The organism is Pseudoalteromonas fenneropenaei (assembly GCF_042643375.1).
GTDB lineage: Bacteria > Pseudomonadota > Gammaproteobacteria > Enterobacterales > Alteromonadaceae > Pseudoalteromonas > Pseudoalteromonas fenneropenaei.
Map to the genome: position 1 here is coordinate 166,038 of NZ_JBHRSD010000002.1, position 18,653 is coordinate 184,690.

Annotated in this window: 17 protein-coding genes; 11 read left to right on the forward strand and 6 right to left on the reverse strand. The window is 44.0% G+C overall.

The window, feature by feature from the left end; all coding sequences use genetic code 11:
• Positions 1-2: 2 nt before the first annotated feature.
• The 3 genes from ACFOEE_RS02035 to ACFOEE_RS02045 all read right to left on the reverse strand — a co-directional run bounded on the left by ACFOEE_RS02035 (position 3) and on the right by ACFOEE_RS02045 (position 2,399).
• Positions 3-557 (reverse strand): TMEM165/GDT1 family protein, encoded by a 555-nt coding sequence (locus ACFOEE_RS02035; protein ID WP_377120410.1) that lies wholly within the window; start codon positions 555-557, stop codon positions 3-5.
• 296 nt (positions 558-853) lie between these two features.
• On the reverse strand, positions 854-1,324 hold the full coding sequence (locus ACFOEE_RS02040; RefSeq protein WP_377120412.1) for a DUF3010 family protein: 471 nt from the start codon (positions 1,322-1,324) through the stop codon (positions 854-856).
• Between the two features lie 73 nt (positions 1,325-1,397).
• A complete protein-coding gene (locus ACFOEE_RS02045; protein WP_377120414.1) occupies positions 1,398-2,399 on the reverse strand; it encodes an endonuclease/exonuclease/phosphatase family protein in 1,002 nt (333 codons plus the stop codon).
• A 265-nt stretch (positions 2,400-2,664) separates the two neighbouring features.
• Here ACFOEE_RS02045 and thrS point away from each other — a divergent pair, with 265 nt between their 5' ends.
• From thrS to rplT, 4 genes are all read left to right on the forward strand, one after another.
• Positions 2,665-4,575 (forward strand): threonine--tRNA ligase, encoded by a 1,911-nt coding sequence (gene thrS / locus ACFOEE_RS02050; RefSeq protein ID WP_377120416.1) that lies wholly within the window; start codon positions 2,665-2,667, stop codon positions 4,573-4,575.
• 54 nt (positions 4,576-4,629) lie between these two features.
• Positions 4,630-5,193, forward strand: coding sequence for a translation initiation factor IF-3 (gene infC, locus ACFOEE_RS02055; protein WP_377120418.1), 564 nt, complete (start codon positions 4,630-4,632; stop codon positions 5,191-5,193).
• Positions 5,194-5,380: 187 nt separating this feature from the next.
• Complete coding sequence (gene rpmI / locus ACFOEE_RS02060) at positions 5,381-5,581, forward strand: 50S ribosomal protein L35 (protein WP_377120420.1); 201 nt, start codon at positions 5,381-5,383, stop codon at positions 5,579-5,581.
• Positions 5,582-5,596: 15 nt separating this feature from the next.
• On the forward strand, positions 5,597-5,956 hold the full coding sequence (gene rplT / locus ACFOEE_RS02065) for a 50S ribosomal protein L20 (RefSeq protein ID WP_377120422.1): 360 nt from the start codon (positions 5,597-5,599) through the stop codon (positions 5,954-5,956).
• 204 nt (positions 5,957-6,160) lie between these two features.
• On the opposite strand, the gene ACFOEE_RS02070 is transcribed toward rplT, so the two are convergent.
• Entirely contained in the window at positions 6,161-6,994 is an 834-nt protein-coding gene (locus tag ACFOEE_RS02070; RefSeq protein ID WP_377120679.1) for an SDR family NAD(P)-dependent oxidoreductase, read from the reverse strand.
• Between the two features lie 124 nt (positions 6,995-7,118).
• Here ACFOEE_RS02070 and ACFOEE_RS02075 point away from each other — a divergent pair, with 124 nt between their 5' ends.
• The 6 genes from ACFOEE_RS02075 (at position 7,119) to ACFOEE_RS02100 (ending at position 13,794) form a co-directional block, all read left to right on the forward strand.
• The gene (locus ACFOEE_RS02075; RefSeq protein WP_377120424.1) at positions 7,119-8,912 is read left to right on the forward strand and encodes a M14 family metallopeptidase; all 1,794 of its coding nucleotides are present in this window, start codon (positions 7,119-7,121) and stop codon (positions 8,910-8,912) included.
• A 4-nt stretch (positions 8,913-8,916) separates the two neighbouring features.
• The gene (locus ACFOEE_RS02080; protein WP_377120426.1) at positions 8,917-9,558 is read left to right on the forward strand and encodes an MBL fold metallo-hydrolase; all 642 of its coding nucleotides are present in this window, start codon (positions 8,917-8,919) and stop codon (positions 9,556-9,558) included.
• 67 nt (positions 9,559-9,625) lie between these two features.
• Positions 9,626-10,084, forward strand: a complete 459-nt coding sequence (locus tag ACFOEE_RS02085) for an Lrp/AsnC family transcriptional regulator (RefSeq protein ID WP_377120428.1) — start codon at positions 9,626-9,628, stop codon at positions 10,082-10,084.
• Positions 10,085-10,191: 107 nt separating this feature from the next.
• A complete protein-coding gene (locus ACFOEE_RS02090; protein ID WP_377120430.1) occupies positions 10,192-11,748 on the forward strand; it encodes a SulP family inorganic anion transporter in 1,557 nt (518 codons plus the stop codon).
• A gap of 151 nt (positions 11,749-11,899) precedes the next feature.
• Positions 11,900-12,973, forward strand: a complete 1,074-nt coding sequence (locus ACFOEE_RS02095) for a sensor histidine kinase (protein WP_377120681.1) — start codon at positions 11,900-11,902, stop codon at positions 12,971-12,973.
• A complete protein-coding gene (locus ACFOEE_RS02100) occupies positions 12,970-13,794 on the forward strand; it encodes a LytR/AlgR family response regulator transcription factor (protein ID WP_377120432.1) in 825 nt (274 codons plus the stop codon). The genes ACFOEE_RS02095 and ACFOEE_RS02100 overlap by 4 nt, the downstream gene beginning before the upstream one ends.
• A 27-nt stretch (positions 13,795-13,821) precedes the next feature.
• Here the strand turns inward: ACFOEE_RS02100 and pyk are convergent, their stop codons facing one another.
• The gene (gene pyk / locus ACFOEE_RS02105) at positions 13,822-15,255 is read right to left on the reverse strand and encodes a pyruvate kinase (RefSeq protein ID WP_377120434.1); all 1,434 of its coding nucleotides are present in this window, start codon (positions 15,253-15,255) and stop codon (positions 13,822-13,824) included.
• A 426-nt stretch (positions 15,256-15,681) separates the two neighbouring features.
• On the opposite strand from pyk, the gene gndA reads away from it, so the two are divergent.
• Entirely contained in the window at positions 15,682-17,055 is a 1,374-nt protein-coding gene (gndA, locus tag ACFOEE_RS02110; RefSeq protein ID WP_377120436.1) for an NADP-dependent phosphogluconate dehydrogenase, read from the forward strand.
• A 532-nt stretch (positions 17,056-17,587) separates the two neighbouring features.
• Here gndA and ansA read toward each other — a convergent pair.
• Positions 17,588-18,598, reverse strand: a complete 1,011-nt coding sequence (gene ansA / locus ACFOEE_RS02115; RefSeq protein ID WP_377120438.1) for an asparaginase — start codon at positions 18,596-18,598, stop codon at positions 17,588-17,590.
• Between the last annotated feature and the right edge of the window lie 55 nt (positions 18,599-18,653).

Consider the following 18,653-nt stretch of genomic DNA (forward strand, 5'->3'; position numbering starts at 1 on the left):
GCCTACCATACCAAACCAAGTACACCAATCAAACACGCTACTCCTGCAGCAAGCCAGCGGAATAGTTGCAGTGGTAGGGCGTTAAGGAGCCTTTCGCCTAAAAAGAGGATGGGTAAGTTTGCTGCTAGCATACCAAGCGTAGTGCCTAGTGTGACCCAAATTAATGATTGGTATTGTGAAGCGAGCAATGCGGTTGCTATCTGCGTTTTGTCACCCAGTTCAGCCAAGAAGAATAGCAGCGTTGTTGCCCCAAACACTCCGAGTTTATCGAACTTGTCGCTGATCCCTTCGTCTTTATCTGGGATCAATAGCCAAATGGCAAGTACAATAAAACTTAAGCTGATGCCCCATTGTAGATAGTTTGGATCTATTGCATCAGCGAGCCACACACCAAAGTAAGCGGTGGCAAAATGATTGAGTAAAGTGGCGATGAGGATACCTAAAGCTATCTGCAGCGGTTGGCGGAATTTTAGGATCAAACATAACGACAGTAATTGGGTTTTGTCGCCAATTTCTGCGAGGGTGACGGTAAGGGTTGAAACGAGTAAAGCTTCCATAATCTTGCTACTGCTCAGGTGGGATTACAAACGCAAGGTAATAACGATCCTCCCACCTGAACATGGGATCATTATCACCTTGAGTCTTGCCAATAACACGCAGTTACGTCTGCACCATGCACGAATGAGCATGCAACTATGTTGATACAGACAAATCAACTCAGAACTTAACATGGTGAGTTAAGTTTTACCTGAGCAGAAGTAGGCTACTCCCCCAAAGAGGCGCACAGGATAAAAGGAGTAGAGGGAATTGTCAAATAAGAGATATTAACGGCTCACTTGAGCCGTTAATTAGATTAGTCGTCGTTATCTTGTTCTGCTTTTTCATCTACTTTATAGACTTTACGCATAATGTAGACATAAGCGTGCTCAAAAGCGTGTTGCTGGTACTTCTTAAGCCCTGTTTCTTCAAAATCAATTGGAATTGGATTGCGTTTAAGCTGTTCTTTTATTTCAGTCGCTGAAAATAAACGCACGTCAATATCAGGGATTAACTGTAGCGCCGCTTCTAGTTTGAAACCCGCAGCGGCACCGGCAAATTTACCTTTGGCAGGGCGCTCTTTAATCGCAATAGAGTCGATTTTGTAGTCTTCAACCAATTTTTTAAAGTCAAAGTAAAACTTACGCATAGCTTGCGTATCGCCGCCATTGTGCGGCAGGGAAAAACGAGTTTGACGAATATCTCGAATGTCGAACACATCAGCGTCTTTACTTAACAAGCATAAAAACAGCTCGTTACTTGAGATTTCAATACCACAAGTTCTCATAATTTATCCATTTTCTAAAAATTGCTGCAATTATAGCAATCTAGCTAAGCAATACCAACTCACAGACACGCTTCTAGACAAAAAACTCAATTGCGACTGCGGCGTGGTCACTATAGCGTATGTCTTCATCGCTACGAGTAACGTCAAGGTGTTTGTCAAAACTCAGATAATTTAAACCGCGGATCTTAGGTTGTTCGCAATTGGGATTAAATTCTTTCGATGCCAGAATATAATCAAGCACATTGCCGCTACCTTGATAGTAGTGACTCGGGGGTTTAGTCGGATATTTATGGTTGTTATCAGCAAATAAAAAGGTGTCGGTTAGACCGACGCTCTCTGGATGAGTGGGGGTCACCGCTGGCGGAAATGATTGGGTCATAAACGACAATGCAGGGCTTGTGAGTTGATCGTTAAAATCTCCCAACACCAAAGTGGCATGTTGCTTTTCGCGCTGACACTTTAACGCATGATAATAGACAATAGAGGCTTCCAACGAACGGGAGATCTGCGACTGCATGGTACCGACAGTTTGGTGTAACAGAGTTAATAGTGGGTCATCTTGTGGTGAGTCCTTCAGCATATGCGCCATAGAGTGCACACGCTGTGATTTAAAATGGACGGCGTAACAACTCAGAGGGCCAAAACCGGGCAAATCAAAAGTGCATTTTATCGGCGTACGATTAAATTCAAAATGATGCTGATTGTTCAAATATTCAAGTAATTCAGGGCTTGGCTCAAGCGCTTGAGCAGTGCGAAACGGCACTTTCGATGCTATCGCGACGACCGGATGAAACAATACATTCGGATAGATTGGGTCGGGGCGGGGGGTTGCCACAGTCGCGAAATAGGGTAAGCCTAGGTCCTCACACAACAATTGCAAAGTTTGGATACTAAACACTTCTTGGAATGCAATTATGGTGGGGTTGATGTGCTCTATTAAGCCAGTTAAAAACTGAATTTTAGTAAGCCATTGGGTGTCATTATAGTGCTCATGGAGCTGATAAAATGACATAGGTGGGGCTGCGAAATTCAGTAAATTGAAGGTTGCAATGCAATAACGGGTTGAACTAACCATATTCTACCTATATTCACCTTTCTTAATTGTGACAATTTTAGATCCACACTTGCAATTCGTCACGACCATGGACAAAATAGCGGCTCATCTTAAATTTCGTGGCACAAATTGTAGTGTAACGAACACTGTTGCTGACTTTTTATCATATCAAGCAGCAAAGTACACCAATGCTTATTGGTAAGAGCGTTGTAAAGATGAAACAACTCTAAAATCAGATAAAACATGTGACGCGGCGTAGGTGTCACCACTGTAAATAGGATAAAAAATGCCAGTTATTACTCTTCCTGACGGCAGTCAGCGTATTTTCGATAATCCAGTTTCGACTCTTGATGTAGCACTTGATATCGGCCCGGGCCTTGCTAAAGCGACCATTGCTGGCCGTGTGAATGGCAAACGTGTGGATGCTTGCGATTTAATTAGCGAAGATGCGAAATTAGAAATCATCACCGCAAAAGACGATGATGGTTTAGAGATCATCCGTCACTCATGTGCGCACTTATTAGGTCACGCCATTAAACAACTTTTCCCAGATGTGAAAATGGCCATCGGTCCGACAATCGACAATGGTTTTTACTACGACATCGATTTAGACCGCTCTTTAACGCAAGACGATTTAGATGCGTTAGAAAAGCGCATGCTTGAATTGGCAAAAACCAATTACGATGTGGTTAAGAAGACAGTAAGCTGGCAAGAAGCTCGAGATGCGTTTGCAGCGCGTGGCGAGACATACAAGATCGAAATCTTGGATGAAAATATTTCTAAAGACGACCGTCCTGGTTTGTACCACCACGAAGAATATATCGACATGTGCCGTGGTCCGCACGTACCAAACATGCGTTTCTGCCATTTTTTCAAAATCATGAAAGTCGCTGGTGCGTACTGGCGTGGCAATTCAGAAAACAAGATGCTACAACGTGTGTACGGCACAGCTTGGGCTGACAAAAAGCAACTTGCAGCATACTTAAAACGTCTTGAGGAAGCAGAAAAGCGTGACCACCGTAAAATCGGTAAGGCACTTGATCTGTGGCACTGGCAAGAAGAAGCGCCAGGTATGGTGTTCTGGCACAATGACGGTTGGAGCATCTATCGCGAGCTTGAAGACTTCGTGCGTGAAAAGCTGCGTGAATATGATTACCAAGAAGTAAAAGGTCCACTGATGATGGACCGCGTGCTTTGGGAACGCTCAGGTCACTGGGACAAATACTCGGATGCTATGTTCACTACTGAGTCTGAAAAGCGTGAATACGCTATCAAGCCAATGAACTGTCCAGGTCACGTACAAATTTTCAATCAAGGTTTGAAATCTTACCGTGATTTACCGCTCCGCATGGCGGAATTCGGTTGTTGTCACCGTAACGAACCATCTGGCGCATTGCATGGCTTAATGCGTGTCCGTGGCTTTACACAAGACGATGCACACATTTTCTGTACAGAAGAACAGATCATGGATGAAGTATCAGCGTGTATCAAAATGGTTTATGATACATATTCAACATTCGGTTTTGAGAAAATCGTGGTGAAGCTGTCTACACGTCCTGAAAAACGTATCGGTGATGATGAGATGTGGGACAAAGCGGAAGCTGCACTAGCTGAGGCGTTGCGCGCAAACGACATCGCATTTGAATTTTTACCGGGTGAGGGCGCGTTCTACGGTCCGAAAATTGAGTTCACGCTGTATGACTGCTTAGAGCGTGCATGGCAATGTGGCACGGTTCAGCTAGACTTCGCTTTACCGGGTCGTTTAGGTGCGACTTATGTTGCAGAAAGCAATGACCGTAAAACACCTGTGATGATCCACCGTGCGATTTTAGGTTCAATCGAGCGTTTCATCGGTATTCTTACAGAAGAATATGCAGGTTTATTCCCAACCTGGCTTGCACCAAAGCAAGTAGTGATTATGAATATCACTGATAAACAGGCTGATTATGTGCAAGAAATTGCGCAAAAGTTAAATAAACTTGGAATTCGTGCCTGTGCGGACTTGAGAAATGAGAAGATTGGCTTTAAAATCCGCGAGCATACTTTAAAACGCATACCGTACTTACTGGTTGTCGGTGACCAAGAAGTGGAACAACGTGAGGTTGCTGTTCGTACCAGAACGGGCGAAGACCTAGGTAAGTTGGCGGTTGACGATTTTATCGCTAAAATCAGTGAAGAGATCAAAAATCGAGCGTGATAAAACAGAACGTGTGCAGTAAAAGTTACTGCGCACGTTTGTATTTTTAATTACTTGGAGGAACGTACCATTAGAGGCGGCAAAAAAGGGCAAAACACAGCTCAGAAGAATCGTATCAACGACGAAATTACTGGAAAAGAAGTTCGCTTAATAGGCCTTGAAGGCGAGCAGATTGGCGTTGTATCAACCAGAGAAGCTTTGGCATTAGCGGAAGAAGCTGGTGTTGATTTAGTTGAGATCAGTCCAAATGCTGAGCCACCAGTCTGTCGAGTGATGGACTACGGTAAGTTTCTTTTTGAAAAATCTAAACAACAAAAAGAACAAAAGAAAAAGCAAAAGCAAATCCAAATCAAGGAAATTAAGTTCCGTCCTGGCACTGACGAAGGCGACTATCAAGTTAAGCTTCGTAGCTTGATTAAATTCCTTGAAGCGGGCGACAAAGCGAAAATCACACTACGTTTCCGTGGCCGTGAAATGGCGCACACTGATCTTGCTATCGAGCTTTTAAATCGCATCAAAGATGACCTGAAAGATTACTCACAAGTTGAGTCATTCCCAAACCGTGTTGAAGGTCGTCAGATGATTATGATGTTGGCACCTATTGCCAAAAAGTCATAAAAGCTGGATAATGCGCGTTCTTTAGCTCAGGTCTACAAGTACTTCGGTCACCTGGGCTGACCGGTCTAAGTGAGTTATTGTTTAAAATCAATTAATTCCACCGGATTTAGGTGTAAGTAGGGCCAACAAAGTGACTTCGGTCCGCCTTCTTACTGTTTATATCGCAATATCATTTGGAGTTATTGCAATGGCTTATAAGTTAAAGTCGCACAGCGGCGCGAAAAAGCGCTTCAAAAAGACTGCTTCTGGCGGTTTCAAGCGTAAGCAATCACATCTTCGTCACATCCTGACTAAGAAATCTTCTAAGCGTAAGCTTCACCTACGCGCTAAGTCAATGGTTCACAAGAACGATTTAGTTCTTATCAACCGTTTGTTACCATTCGCTTAATAGAGGAATTCAGTCATGGCAAGAGTTAAACGTGGTGTTATCGCGCGCGCGCGTCATAAAAAAGTATTGAAACAAGCTAAAGGTTATTACGGTGCACGTTCACGTGTTTACCGCGTAGCTTTCCAAGCAGTAACTAAAGCTGGTCAATATGCATACCGTGACCGTCGTGCTAAGAAACGTACTTTCCGCGCTCTATGGATTGCTCGTATCAACGCTGCTGCACGTCAAAATGGCCTATCTTACAGCCGTTTCATCAATGGTCTTAAAAAGGCTTCGATTGAAATCGACCGTAAGATCCTTGCAGATATCGCAGTTTATGATCAATTCGCGTTTGCAGCATTAGTTGCTAAAGCGAAAGATTCACTAGCTGCATAATCTAGTAAGCGAAAACTTAAAGGGCGCCAATAGGCGCCTTTTTTGTTTTCAGCCCTAAACCACCTACTTCAGTAGGGAGTTATCATCATTTAGGCTTTGCCTGAAATCTATCTTTAGATAGTCGAACTTTTACTTTATTTCGTCAAAGCCCTAATCTGAATAGCTGTCAGCTATACGATGACAAAGACAGAGTCGTTGTTTCTTTTAACGATTTCCAAGTAACACTTTATCAAGCCATTTCGTAGGTAAAATACGGCGTAAGAAACCCATTAGATAGGTTGGAAAAGTCACATAATATCGAGCTTTTGCCTGTTTAGCGTGTATCGCATGCAATAACACCTTAAGCACAGCTTCGGGCCCAAGAGTGAATTTTTGAGGTGCGTCGGTCGCAGCAAGACGCTCCATCTGGCCTTGATATTCTTTATGATGGCGACTTTGTTGCCAGTCGATATGACGCAAAAATGCTTGCCTTGCGTTTTCACGAAACTTTGAAACAATCGGGCCAGGTTCAATCAAGCTTACTTGCACGCCTGTGCCTTTTAACTCCATACGCAGCGTATCGGTTAAGCCTTCTAAAGCAAATTTGCTAGCATTATATGCGCCACGATAAGGCAGGGCGACCAAACCAAGTACTGAAGAATTGTGAATTATGCGACCATGTCCTTGTTGTAGCATGATTTTTAATGCCAAATTAGTCAGTTCGTGCCATGCAAACAGATTCACTTCAAATTGTTGTTTGAGTGCAGCAGTAGGTAAATCTTCTACCGCGCCAGGTTGTCCATACGCGCCGTTATTGAATAACACATCGAGTTTTCCGTCAAGTAATGCAAGGGCTGCGTTAAACCCGGCTTGGCGCTGAGTCTCACCGCTTAAGTCTAACTTGACACTCAGTAAGCCTTTGACTTGAAGTGCTGCAACATCTTGCTCTTGACGTGCGGTTGCAACAACCTTATGTCCCATGCGATGCAGCGCTTCTGCACAATAAAGGCCTATTCCCGAGGAACAGCCGGTAATTATAATTGAAAGTGGTTGTGCGATTGAATTTGCCACGGTATTTGCCTTTAACTAGCTGTATTTTTTGTAGAATCACCGCACATTCTAAGCCTGTTAAAAAAAGATTGATATAATCTCGCCATCAAAGCTGATTTATTTGGGTGTAAACATGTTTGCAAGCTTATTGTTGATGACAGCAGGGATAGTGTCTGATAGCCATTTGCCACCATTGATGGAGTGGCATGGTAAAAGTGGATCTCTGTTGCAACAGCAAGGGCCACTTACCACTGATTTTGAACTGAGCAATGGCTTGGCATCGCCTGATTATCAGCAAACAATGGCTTTTGTCGACCGTTTAGTGGCAGCGAATCCAACCCAATTTAAACGTGTCAGCATAGGTAAAAGCGATGCTGGGCGCGATATCGTGATGTTAATTGCTTCCGAACAATCACCTTTTACTGCGCCTATGTTACGTAACAACGGCAAACCAACATTGTTAATTCATGCTGGGATCCATGCCGGTGAAATTGACGGTAAAGACGCTGGCTTTATGTTGCTGCGTGATATCGCTACGGGCAAACGTCGCGATATCTTAAGTAAAGTAAACTTGCTATTTATTCCGATTTTGAACGTAGATGGGCATGAGCGGCGCAGTGAGTTCAATCGTATTAACCAACGCGGCCCAGTAGAAATGGGATTTCGCACCAACGGAAAAAACCTTAATTTAAATCGCGACTTCACCAAATTAGATACCCCAGAAGTACGAGCACTGCTGCAAGTTATCAATGAATTTGCGCCAAACCTATATGTGGATGTGCATGTTACCGATGGGGCTGACTATCAGTATGACGTGACTTATGGTTTTAATCCCGAGTTTGCAAGCGAATCACCAGCCATAGCACGGGTTTTGGAAGAGCAATTTCAGCCAATTATAGATAAAAAGTTGGTGGAGTATGGCCATTTACCTGGGCCTTTTGTCTTTGCCATGAACAAGCGTGATTTTAAAGAAGGCCTTGCAGGTTGGGTTGCAACACCCCGTTATTCCAATGGCTGGGCAGATTTACGTGGCTTGCCAGCAATTTTAGTCGAAAACCATTCACTCAAGCCTTATCGCCAACGGGTATTAGGCACATATGCGTTTTTTGATGGGGTAATAGAAGCACTGGCAACTCAGGGTGAAGAGTTGGAAACCGCAGTGAAGAACGAGGCGGCATTTGTGCCAACGCGCTTAGTGGTTGAACGTGGTTACAGTAAGACACCAGACTACACTGAGTTTAAAGGCATTGCCTATAAAAAGTACGATAGCGCGTTATCAGGGCAAACGGAAGTTAAGTATCTTGGCGAACCTCTGAACTATGAAAAGTTACCCATTTATTGGCAAAAAGAAGTAAAGAAAGAAGTCAGCGTGCCTGCGCACTTTTATATTCCACCAGTATATAGCGCGCTTGTGGCGAAGTTAAAGCTGCACGGTGTAGAAGTAACGCAACTAGGTGATAAACATCAAAGATCTGAGCGTGAACGGCTTAAGCAAGCCAAAGTAGAGCAGTATGAGTTCGCGAAAGCACCATTTGAAGGACGTTTTCGCGTGAGTGCAACGTTTAGTTATCACAAAGTAGATAAGGTATCGCTCGCGGGTTGGTACGCGGTGGACTTAAAACAGACGCATGCGGAACTGGCAACGCACCTTTTGCACCCTGAAGCGCCGGATTCGTTTTTTGCTTGGGGCGAGTTCAATACCATTTTCCAACTTACCGAATATGTTGAAAACTATGCACTTGAACCTTACGCGCGGACGATGTTAAAAGACAATCCTAAATTGGCATTGGAGTTTGACCGTAAAGTACGTGAGGAATCAACTTTCGCTAAGTCGCCAGAAAAGCGTTTGGAATGGTTATATCAGCAAACTCCATACTACGATGCCGCTTATTTGAAATACCCAATTCTATTTGGGGTTGAGGAGTAACCGAGTGAGAGTTATCACGATTCCAGTAACACCGTTTCAGCAAAATTGTCGCATTATCGTATGCCCTGAAACTGCCAGCGCCGCTATCGTTGACCCAGGTGGTGATGTTGAAGTTTTACTTAACCTAATTGCAAAAGAACAATTAAAGGTTGAACAAATTCTGTTGACTCATGGCCATTTAGATCATGTTGGTGCAGCGGACCAAATACGTAATGCACTTGGCATCAAGATTATCGGCCCACACCCAGATGAGCAATTTTGGTTTGATGCGCTGCCAATGCAGGCGCAAATGTTTGGCTTTGCACCAATTCAGAGTTTTTACCCAGATCAGTGGCTAGCAGAAGGGCAAGTCGTTGCGGTGGGGAATCTCAAACTGCAGGTTTTACATTGTCCAGGCCACACGCCGGGGCATGTGGTATTTCATGAACCACAAAGTGGACAGCTGTTAGTCGGTGACGTATTGTTTAAAGGGTCGATTGGCAGGACAGATTTTCCCAAAGGGGACGCGCCAACTTTATTGGCGTCAATAAAGGACAAATTGTTTGTATTGGATGACAGTACGCACGTCTTATCAGGCCATGGTGAAAACACCACCATAGGTAATGAAAAACGTACTAATCCATTTTTATCGGGACGTTTTGGTTAATGACGCGGGACATTGCGCTAAGTAAAACGTATAATTTATTTAAAATTGGTAGAATTAAGTAAAAGATATGTCTTTAAATCATGTAGATCGCCAAATTCTTGCATTATTACAGCAAGACGCCAGTCTTTCGACCGCTGAAATCGCAGATAAAGTCGGCTTATCGCAATCACCTTGTTGGCGTCGTATCGCCAAGTTGGAGCAAGACGGCTACATCAAAGGTAAAGTTGCCTTATTGGACGAGAAAAAACTCGGCTTTGATATGTTAGTGTATGCACATGTGCGTTTGTCCAATCACGGTAAAAAGAATCTTGCTGAGTTTGAACGTTTAATTCAAAGCTATGATGAAGTCACAGAGTGCTACACTATGGCTGGCACCATGGATTTTATGCTGCGGATCATTTCCAAAGGGATTGAAGGTTATGAGCATTTTGTCCGCGACAACTTATTAAGCCTAGACTATGTGCAAGAAGTGAACTCGAATGTGACCATGACATGCGTTAAACGCAGTACGGCATTACCAATCTAACATCGTCACAGACTTGTAGAAAATTGAGAAAAGCGCAGGGTTTTGCTAGAATCTTGCGCTTTTCTATTTAAGACAATTCTACTTACTACAATCATAATGAGGGGTCGATGTTTAATTTATTGAGCAAAGCACCAAGTTCAGCCAAAAACGACGTATTGTCAGGCTTAACGGTTGCGCTTGCGTTAGTTCCTGAGGCGGTGGCATTTGCTTTTGTTGCCCATGTTGAACCATTAGTCGGCCTCTATGCTGCTTTTATCGTTGGACTTATTACCGCGATATTTGGCGGCCGCCCAGGTATGATCTCGGGTGCAACAGGTGCACTTGCGGTAGTGATGGTGAGTCTAGTTGTGACTCATGGTGTCGAGTACCTGTTTGCGACTGTATTACTTATGGGGGGGCTACAGATCCTTGCCGGAGTGTTCAAACTCGGTAAGTTTATCCGTATGGTGCCGCACCCAGTTATGCTAGGTTTCGTTAATGGCTTGGCGATTGTGATATTTCTTGCCCAGCTCGGCCAGTTCAAAGTGGCGGATACCTCTGGCGCTATGGTGTGGATGCAAGGTCAGCCTTTGTACATTATGCTGGGACTAATTGCATTAACAATGGCAATTATCCATTTTTTGCCTAAAATCACCACGGCAATACCTTCTTCATTAGCTGCGATTTTAGTCGTGACGGCACTGGCGCTAGGCCTTGACTTAGATACTCGCACAGTAATTGATTACGTTAAAGATATGACGGGCGATGCTAACGCTACTATTGCCGGTGGTTTTCCATCGTTTCATATTCCAGATGTACCTTGGACCTTAGAGACGCTACAGATTATTTTCCCTTATGCGCTCATTTTAGCTGCCATAGGTTTAATTGAATCACTACTGACACTAACACTAATCGATGAGATCACTGAAACTCGCGGACAAAGTAATCGCGAATGTATCGGACAAGGAGCGGCAAACGTCACTTGCGGTGTATTTGGCGCGATGGGCGGCTGCGCTATGATAGGGCAGTCGATGATCAATATTAATTCAGGTGGTCGCAGTCGTTTGTCTGGTATCACCGCCGCAGTGTTGTTATTGATCTTCATCGTATTCGCGGCAGGATTAATTGAAATGATCCCGCTTGCGGCCTTAGTTGGTGTGATGTTCATGGTAGTTCTTGGCACTTTTGAATGGTCATCATTTAGAATTATGCGCCGCGTACCAAAAGCGGATGCCTTTGTCATCGTGCTGGTTTCTGGTGTGACTGTCGTGACGGACTTAGCCATTGCTGTGTGCGTCGGTGTCATTGTGTCGGCCTTGGTATTTGCATGGCAACATGCCAAGCATATTTATGTGAATACCTATGTGAGTGAGCAGGGCAGTAAAGTATATGAATTACATGGGCCGCTGTTCTTCGGCTCAGTCAAAAATTTTGCTGAGCTATTTGATGTCGCAGCCGATCCAAGCGACGTAATCGTTGAATTCAAGCATTCGCGGGTTGCCGACCACAGCGCAATTGAGGCGATAGATGCCTTGGCTGAGCGTTATAGCCGCGAAGGTAAAACCTTACATTTACGTCATCTTAGTCAAGATTGCAAACAGCTATTGGCAAAAGCTGCCGACCTTGTAGAAGTGAATGTGATTGAAGATCCGACCTATAAAGTGGCCTCTGACAAGCTGGCATAACTTTAGATACAGTTCAAACAGGCACGCAAATTGACCTTTGCGTGCCTTTTTTGTTTGCGTTGAGGCAACCAAATTGCAAGATAACTAGCATGCGGGTTTAACGCGTGCTGCGATATAATCAGGTAAAGGTAACAAATTGAACTTATTGAATTTGAAGTGGCAATCGCTGGTTGATAATCGTCAAAGGTTTTTCTGGGTGTTACAAATAGCCGGGTGGATAGGCTATGCCCTAGTAAACTATATTGGCTCCAAAGTGTTTGAAATGCGCGATATTTATGTATTTGTTATCGTGCTCAACGCCTATGCCGGCTGCCTAATGACAGTGCCGCTACGCTATCTTTATCGTAAAATTTGGAATGCTAAGCCTTGGGTGCTGATATTAGTGGTCTTCAGCGCCTCTTACGCGACAGGCACGCTGTGGTCAGTGGTGCAAAAATACAACCTGTGGGAGATTTATCGACATGGTTATCGTCCTGACGAGTGGTATTACTACCTCCAGCAAGGCTTAGATTCGGTATACATCATTCTGTGTTGGAGCGGCTTGTATTTTGGTATTAAATATTATCAACTGTTACAGAGTGAGCGACAAAAGGCGTTAAAGGCCAATACCATGGCACATGAAGCGCAACTAAAAATGTTGCGTTACCAGCTTAATCCGCACTTTTTGTTTAATACGCTCAATGCCATTTCTACCTTGATTTTGGTAGAAGAAAATAAAGATGCTAATCAAATGGTCTCGCGGCTTAGTGACTTCTTACGTTACACCTTAAATACAGATCCCATTAAAAAGGTGCCACTTGAGCAAGAACTACATGCCTTGATGCTATATTTACAAATTGAAAAAGTACGTTTTGATGACCGCTTAAAGGTTGATATCGATGTCAGTGAAGAGGCTAAGCTTGCATTGTTGCCGAGTTTGATATTGCAGCCGATCATTGAAAACTCAATTAAATATGCTATCGCGCATATGACCACTGGCGGTTGTATTACGATTAAAGCGCAAGTATTTGCGAACGAATTACTATTAGAAGTTGGGGATAACGGCCCAGGTGCGGAGCTTAAAGATGGCCAGTTGGTTAAGTCGCAAGGTGTTGGTATTGCCAACACCAAAGACCGCTTAAAAACCTTGTACGAGCATAATTACTCGTTTGTGTTATCGCAAAACACCCCAACGGGATTGAAAGTCAATATCCGCGTTCCCTTTGAAAAGGCTAGTAAAATATGAACAAGATCAGAACATTAATTGTCGATGATGAGTCGTTGGCAAGGAAGGGACTTGCTGTGCGGTTGAAGGACTTTAATGATATTGAAGTGCTTGGCTTGTGTAGTGATGGTCAAGAAGCAATTGAATTTTGTAAGCAAAATGATGTTGATCTGGTCTTTTTAGATATTCAAATGCCAGGTTTAAATGGCTTTGAAGTCGCGCGATTTTTAACTGAGAGTATCAAGCCATTACCTGCTATTGTTTTTGTCACCGCGTTTGACCAATACGCGGTGAAAGCTTTTGAGATCCATGCGCTTGATTACATTCTCAAACCCGTAGATGACAACAGACTAAAACAGGCGGTAGAAAAAGTGCATACGTATATCAAAACTCAGCAAGATAACGCCCATAAGAAGAAACTCGCCAGCTTTGTTGCCGGGATCACAGGCAATAACTGTGAAGAGATCTTAAAGAAACTCGCATCTGGTGACAGTATTGTCGACAAAAAATTCCCCGAGTCGCTTGCCGTAAAAGAGCACGGTGAAATTATTCGAGTCAATGTTGCATCGGTGCAGTGGGTTGATGCGGCGGGTGACTATATGTGTTTGCACTGTAGCGATGGTCAAACGCACATTCTACGTAAAACCATGAAAGAGCTTGAGCAAGAGTTAGACCCCCAGCTATTTGTGCGTGTACATCGCTCTGCAATCGTTAATACTAAGCAGATCAGCAAGTTGGTTACTCAAACTAGCGGTGAATATTTGTTGGTATTACAGAATGGTCAAGAGCTAAAGGTCAGTCGCAGTTATCGCGATAAAGTTAAGGCGGCTTTAGCAAGCTGAGGCGGTTTTCACCGCCTCTAGTCTTTATTACACCATGACGACTTTCATGGTGTTGGTTGCGCCAATAGTTTCCATCATGTCGCCATGAGTAAGAATAACCATGTCGCCTTTTTGCAGTGCACCTGACTTAACCAACGTCTCTAGTGCATCACGCACCATGGTTTCATCGTTACAAGTGGTTGAATCGAAATACACTGGATAAACGCCACGATACAGTGCTGTTTGGCCGAGTGTAGATTCGTGGCGCGACAGCGAGTAAATTGGCAAACCTGAACTGATACGTGACATCAATTTAGAAGTGTTACCAGACTCAGTAAGCGCAACAATGGCTTTCACCGTCCCTAAATGGTTTGCAGCATACATGGCTGAAAGAGCGATAGTTTCAGCGCAATCAGAGAACATGCTGTCTAAACGGTGTTTAGACATGTTGATCTTAGGTTGAGACTCAGCACCAATACACACCCGCGCCATCGCTTTAACAGTTTCTTCAGGATACTGACCAGATGCCGTTTCTGCAGATAACATCACAGCGTCAGTGCCATCTAATACCGCGTTAGCAACGTCCATGACTTCTGCACGAGTTGGCATTGGGTTATCTATCATTGATTCCATCATCTGTGTTGCTGTGATAACGGTACGATTCAGTGAACGAGCACGGCTAATAATAAGCTTTTGTTTGCCGACAAGTGCCGCATCGCCAATCTCTACACCCAAGTCACCACGGGCAACCATAACGGCATCTGACGCTAGAATAATGTCGTCAATCGCTTCAACCGTAGCGACCGCTTCAGCACGCTCGATTTTTGCAAGCAATTGCGCACGTGAGCCAGCCGCATCTGCTAGTGAGCGTACATAACGCATATCTTCGCCACTACGAGGGAAGGAGACAGCGATATAGTCAACGCCAATTTCTGTTGCGGTGATTAGGTCTTGTTTGTCTTTTTCAGTGAATGCAGGGGCGGTTAAACCACCACCTAAACGGTTGATGCCTTTGTTGTTAGAAAGCACACCACCAACGGTTACGGTACATACTACTTTAGCCGCGATGACTTCATCGACCACTAATTGAATTAAACCATCATTCAGCAGCAGAGTGTCACCAGCTTGTACATCGTTAGGTAATTCTTTGTAGTCAATACCAACCGCGTCAACTGTACCTTCGCCTTTTGCCATTTCCGCATCAAGAATAAATTTGGCGCCGTTAACTAGTTGAACTTTACCATCTTTAAAAGTTGACACGCGGATTTTTGGGCCTTGTAAATCGGCTAAAATTGCAATGTGTTTATTTAGCTGCTTGGCGATAGCACGCACAGCCGCAGCCCTGTCTTTATGATCTTGGGCAACGCCGTGAGAGAAATTAAGGCGAACAACATTAGCCCCAGCGCGAATGATTTTTTCTAGATTATTATCTCGGTCTGTTGCCGGGCCTAAAGTGGCAACAATCTTGGTGCGTCTTAGCATCAGGTTCTCCTGTAGTTTCAAAGCTAAGCGATAAAAGTAGCTGAATTACTGACCAATTATAGACAAATCCAGCGGCTTTGATTGTTTACACGCTGATTAAACTATATGATCTGTATGGTGTCATTATGACACCGGTGTCAGGTCCCGTCAACGCGGATCTGTTGACCAGAAAAACAACAAAGTGAAGTTTTTTACTAAACTTGCGGTTAAAAGGTAGCCTGTTTCAAAAACCATACACGAAACAGCCCAAGGAAATAACGCGCGTTGTGTAATAAAAACTTCAATGTATCGTTTTAGCCGCTAATAAGTGAAAACTGAGTTACCATAATAAGGACTTTTGTCCGAAAGTTCGTTTTTTTGGTCAGCTCAGTTATAATGCGCGGCGAAGTTAGAAAAACCTTTCGTTATTACCGAGGAGGAAACTAAATGCAAGTTGCATTAGTTGGTTTAGGTGTTATGGGTAAAAATCTTGCCCTCAATCTTATCGAAAAAGGGTTGACGCTAGTAGCTTACGACACCAATCCTGACGCCGGTGCTGAACTCATCAGCCAAGCTCAGTCATTAGGTCTTGCGGAGCGCTTGCACATAGTGTCAGATCTCGGTGATATGGTGCGCCGTTTAGAAGCGCCACGTTCAATTTTGTTATTAGTTCCAGCGGGTGAGCTGGTTGACAAAGTCTGTTCAGACCTAGTTGAAGCAGGCGTTGATAAAGACGACATTATCGTTGATTGCGGTAACAGTAACTATAAAGACGGTATTGCCCGTAAGCTTAAGTACCAAAACAAATTTGAGTTTGCGACCATGGGCATCTCTGGTGGTGCAGAAGGCGCTCGTCATGGCCCTGCTATGATGGCGAGCGGCTCAGAAGGGGGTTGGGAGCGTATCGAGCCTTGGTTTGAAAAAGTTGCGGCAAGCTACAATGATGAGTCATGTTTTGCACGGGTAGGTCAATCTGCCAGTGGCCACTTTGTGAAAATGGTACACAACGGTATTGAATATGCGTTGATGCAACTTATAGCAGAAGTATATCAATTGCTGCGTTTAGGTACTAAGCGCACTCCCGCAGAAGTCGCGGCTATTTTCCGTGATTGGTCAGAAGGCCGTTTAAACAGCTATTTGCTTGCTATTTCTGCCCATATATTGGAGCTGGAAACAGAGCAAAAGGAGTCATTGGTCGACCTTATTGACAACAAAGTGGGTGCCAAAGGCACAGGTCTTTGGACGGCACAAAACGCGTTAGAGTTAGGTATTGCGGTACCTTCTTTGGTTGCTGCAGTACAAGCGCGTCATTTGACCAACACTATTGATACCCACGCGGCCAAAGAAATGACTTATCAAGCCCGTGCAACTGAAGTGGTTGATTTAGATCTCAACGAGCTAAAAGACGCATTTTATCTGGCAAGTCTACTGTGTTATCGCCAAGGCTTAGCGCTTATCAAAGGCGCATCGCGCGCACACCAGTGGAAGGTTGATTTAGCTAAAACACTACAAACGTGGCGTGCTGGCTGTATTATTCGTGCTGACTACTTAAATGATATTGCGCAAGGTGTTGAGTTTATTGATACCCTAACCCAAGAGGCGAAGGCTCTGCGTAAAATTTCGGGTCTTGCCATCTCTTCTGGTTTAGCTTTCCCAGTACTGACTTCAACCCAAACTTATATCGCGACATTAAGTACACCAAGCAATGGCCATTTAGTGCAAGCACAACGTGATTATTTTGGTGAACATGGCATTAAAACTCACAGTGGTGAGGTGTGTCATCTAACTGATTTAGTCGAGATAGAGCAGAAAGTTCGCTAATTATTTAATAGATGAATAGTGCTTGCTGATAGTTACAGAGCAAGCTACAACAACCCCATCCAGCGTGATGGGGTTTTTATTTAGTAACTAACCAGATTTAAGACCAAGTTGACCACAGTGTTGCCAATTTATAACTTCTGAACTAGTTTTCTTGCTGTTCTGCTGCAAAAGGCACAGACAAAATGACCAACTAAAAGGAATATTTTATGAAGCTCAAACTGTCTAAGACCAACATCAAGCTACTTAATACAAATGCTCAAGTACTACATGAGGGCATGACACCTAAGGTCACAGGTGGGATGTTTATTACCGCAAGGAGCGACTGTGACCCAAACTTTACCAATAGATGTGATACTCGCGATTTTAATTCGTGTCGCGCTTGCGGCACGATATTTTGTTAACTTATGTGCTTACAAATATTAGCAACAAGCGGCATGGTCTAAATTGAATAACTCGTGCTACGAGCCTTGAGCAAGCAATTCAAAGTTGAAATGACGGTGCTCGCTCAGACTGCAATTTAGCTGACTAGATGTTATCTAGTCAGCTCGCCACGCAGATTGTCCTGCATTAAATGACGGATAGTCTCAAGCTCGAGATTTTGACTGAACAAATAGTGTAGCTTAGTTAAGCAGGCTTCAACCGTCATATCATAACCGCTGAGAATGCCGCAGTTAAGAAGCGCATTGCCAGTCGCATAGCCACCCATATTCACTTGGCCTTTAATACACTGGGTGAGGTTGATGATAACCACACCTCGCTCACAAGCGGCTTTAAGCGCTGCAAGAAACTCACTGTCTTGTGGCGCGTTGCCCACCCCAAAGCTGAGTAGAATAAGCGCTTTAATATCGCTTTCAAGCATGGTTTTAACTAGTTTCACACTAATACCAGGATATAAATACAATACCGCAATTGGCTGAGCTGAAACGGGCGTAACGCGTAACGCTTGGTCCACGTATGGGCTCAAGCGGCCTTCAATCAACTGAATATTAATACCCGATTGTGCAAGTGGTGGTAAATTGGGTGATGCAAAGGCATCAAAGCCATCCGCATGCGCTTTGGTTGCGCGATTACCACGAAATAGCTGATTGTTAAAAAATAAACTCACTTCTGCGATGGGGTAATTGGCCGCTAAAAACATCGCGTTAAGCAAGTTTACCTGCCCATCTGAACGCAGTTGCGAAAGTGGAATTTGCGAACCTGTGACGATAACCGGTTTAGTGAGGTTTTCGAGCATAAACGACAGCGCAGATGCGGTATAAGCCATAGTGTCAGTGCCATGTAACACCACAAAACCGTCGTAATCTTGATACTTGGCTTTAATGTCGTCAGCAATTAATTGCCAATGGGCTGGAGACATATCTGACGAGTCTATCAGTGGGCAATATTCATGAATATCAAATAGCGGCATTTCTTCGCGGGTGAATTCAGCATTCTGTTGCACTGTTTGGGTAAGATATCCAGCAACAGGTACGTAGCCACGACTAGATTGCTTCATACCGATAGTACCGCCCGTGTAGGCAATATAGATTTTTTTTCTATTCATAAAAAAAGCCCAGAGTGTTGTCTGGGCTTAGTATACCAACTGCAGCATCACATTG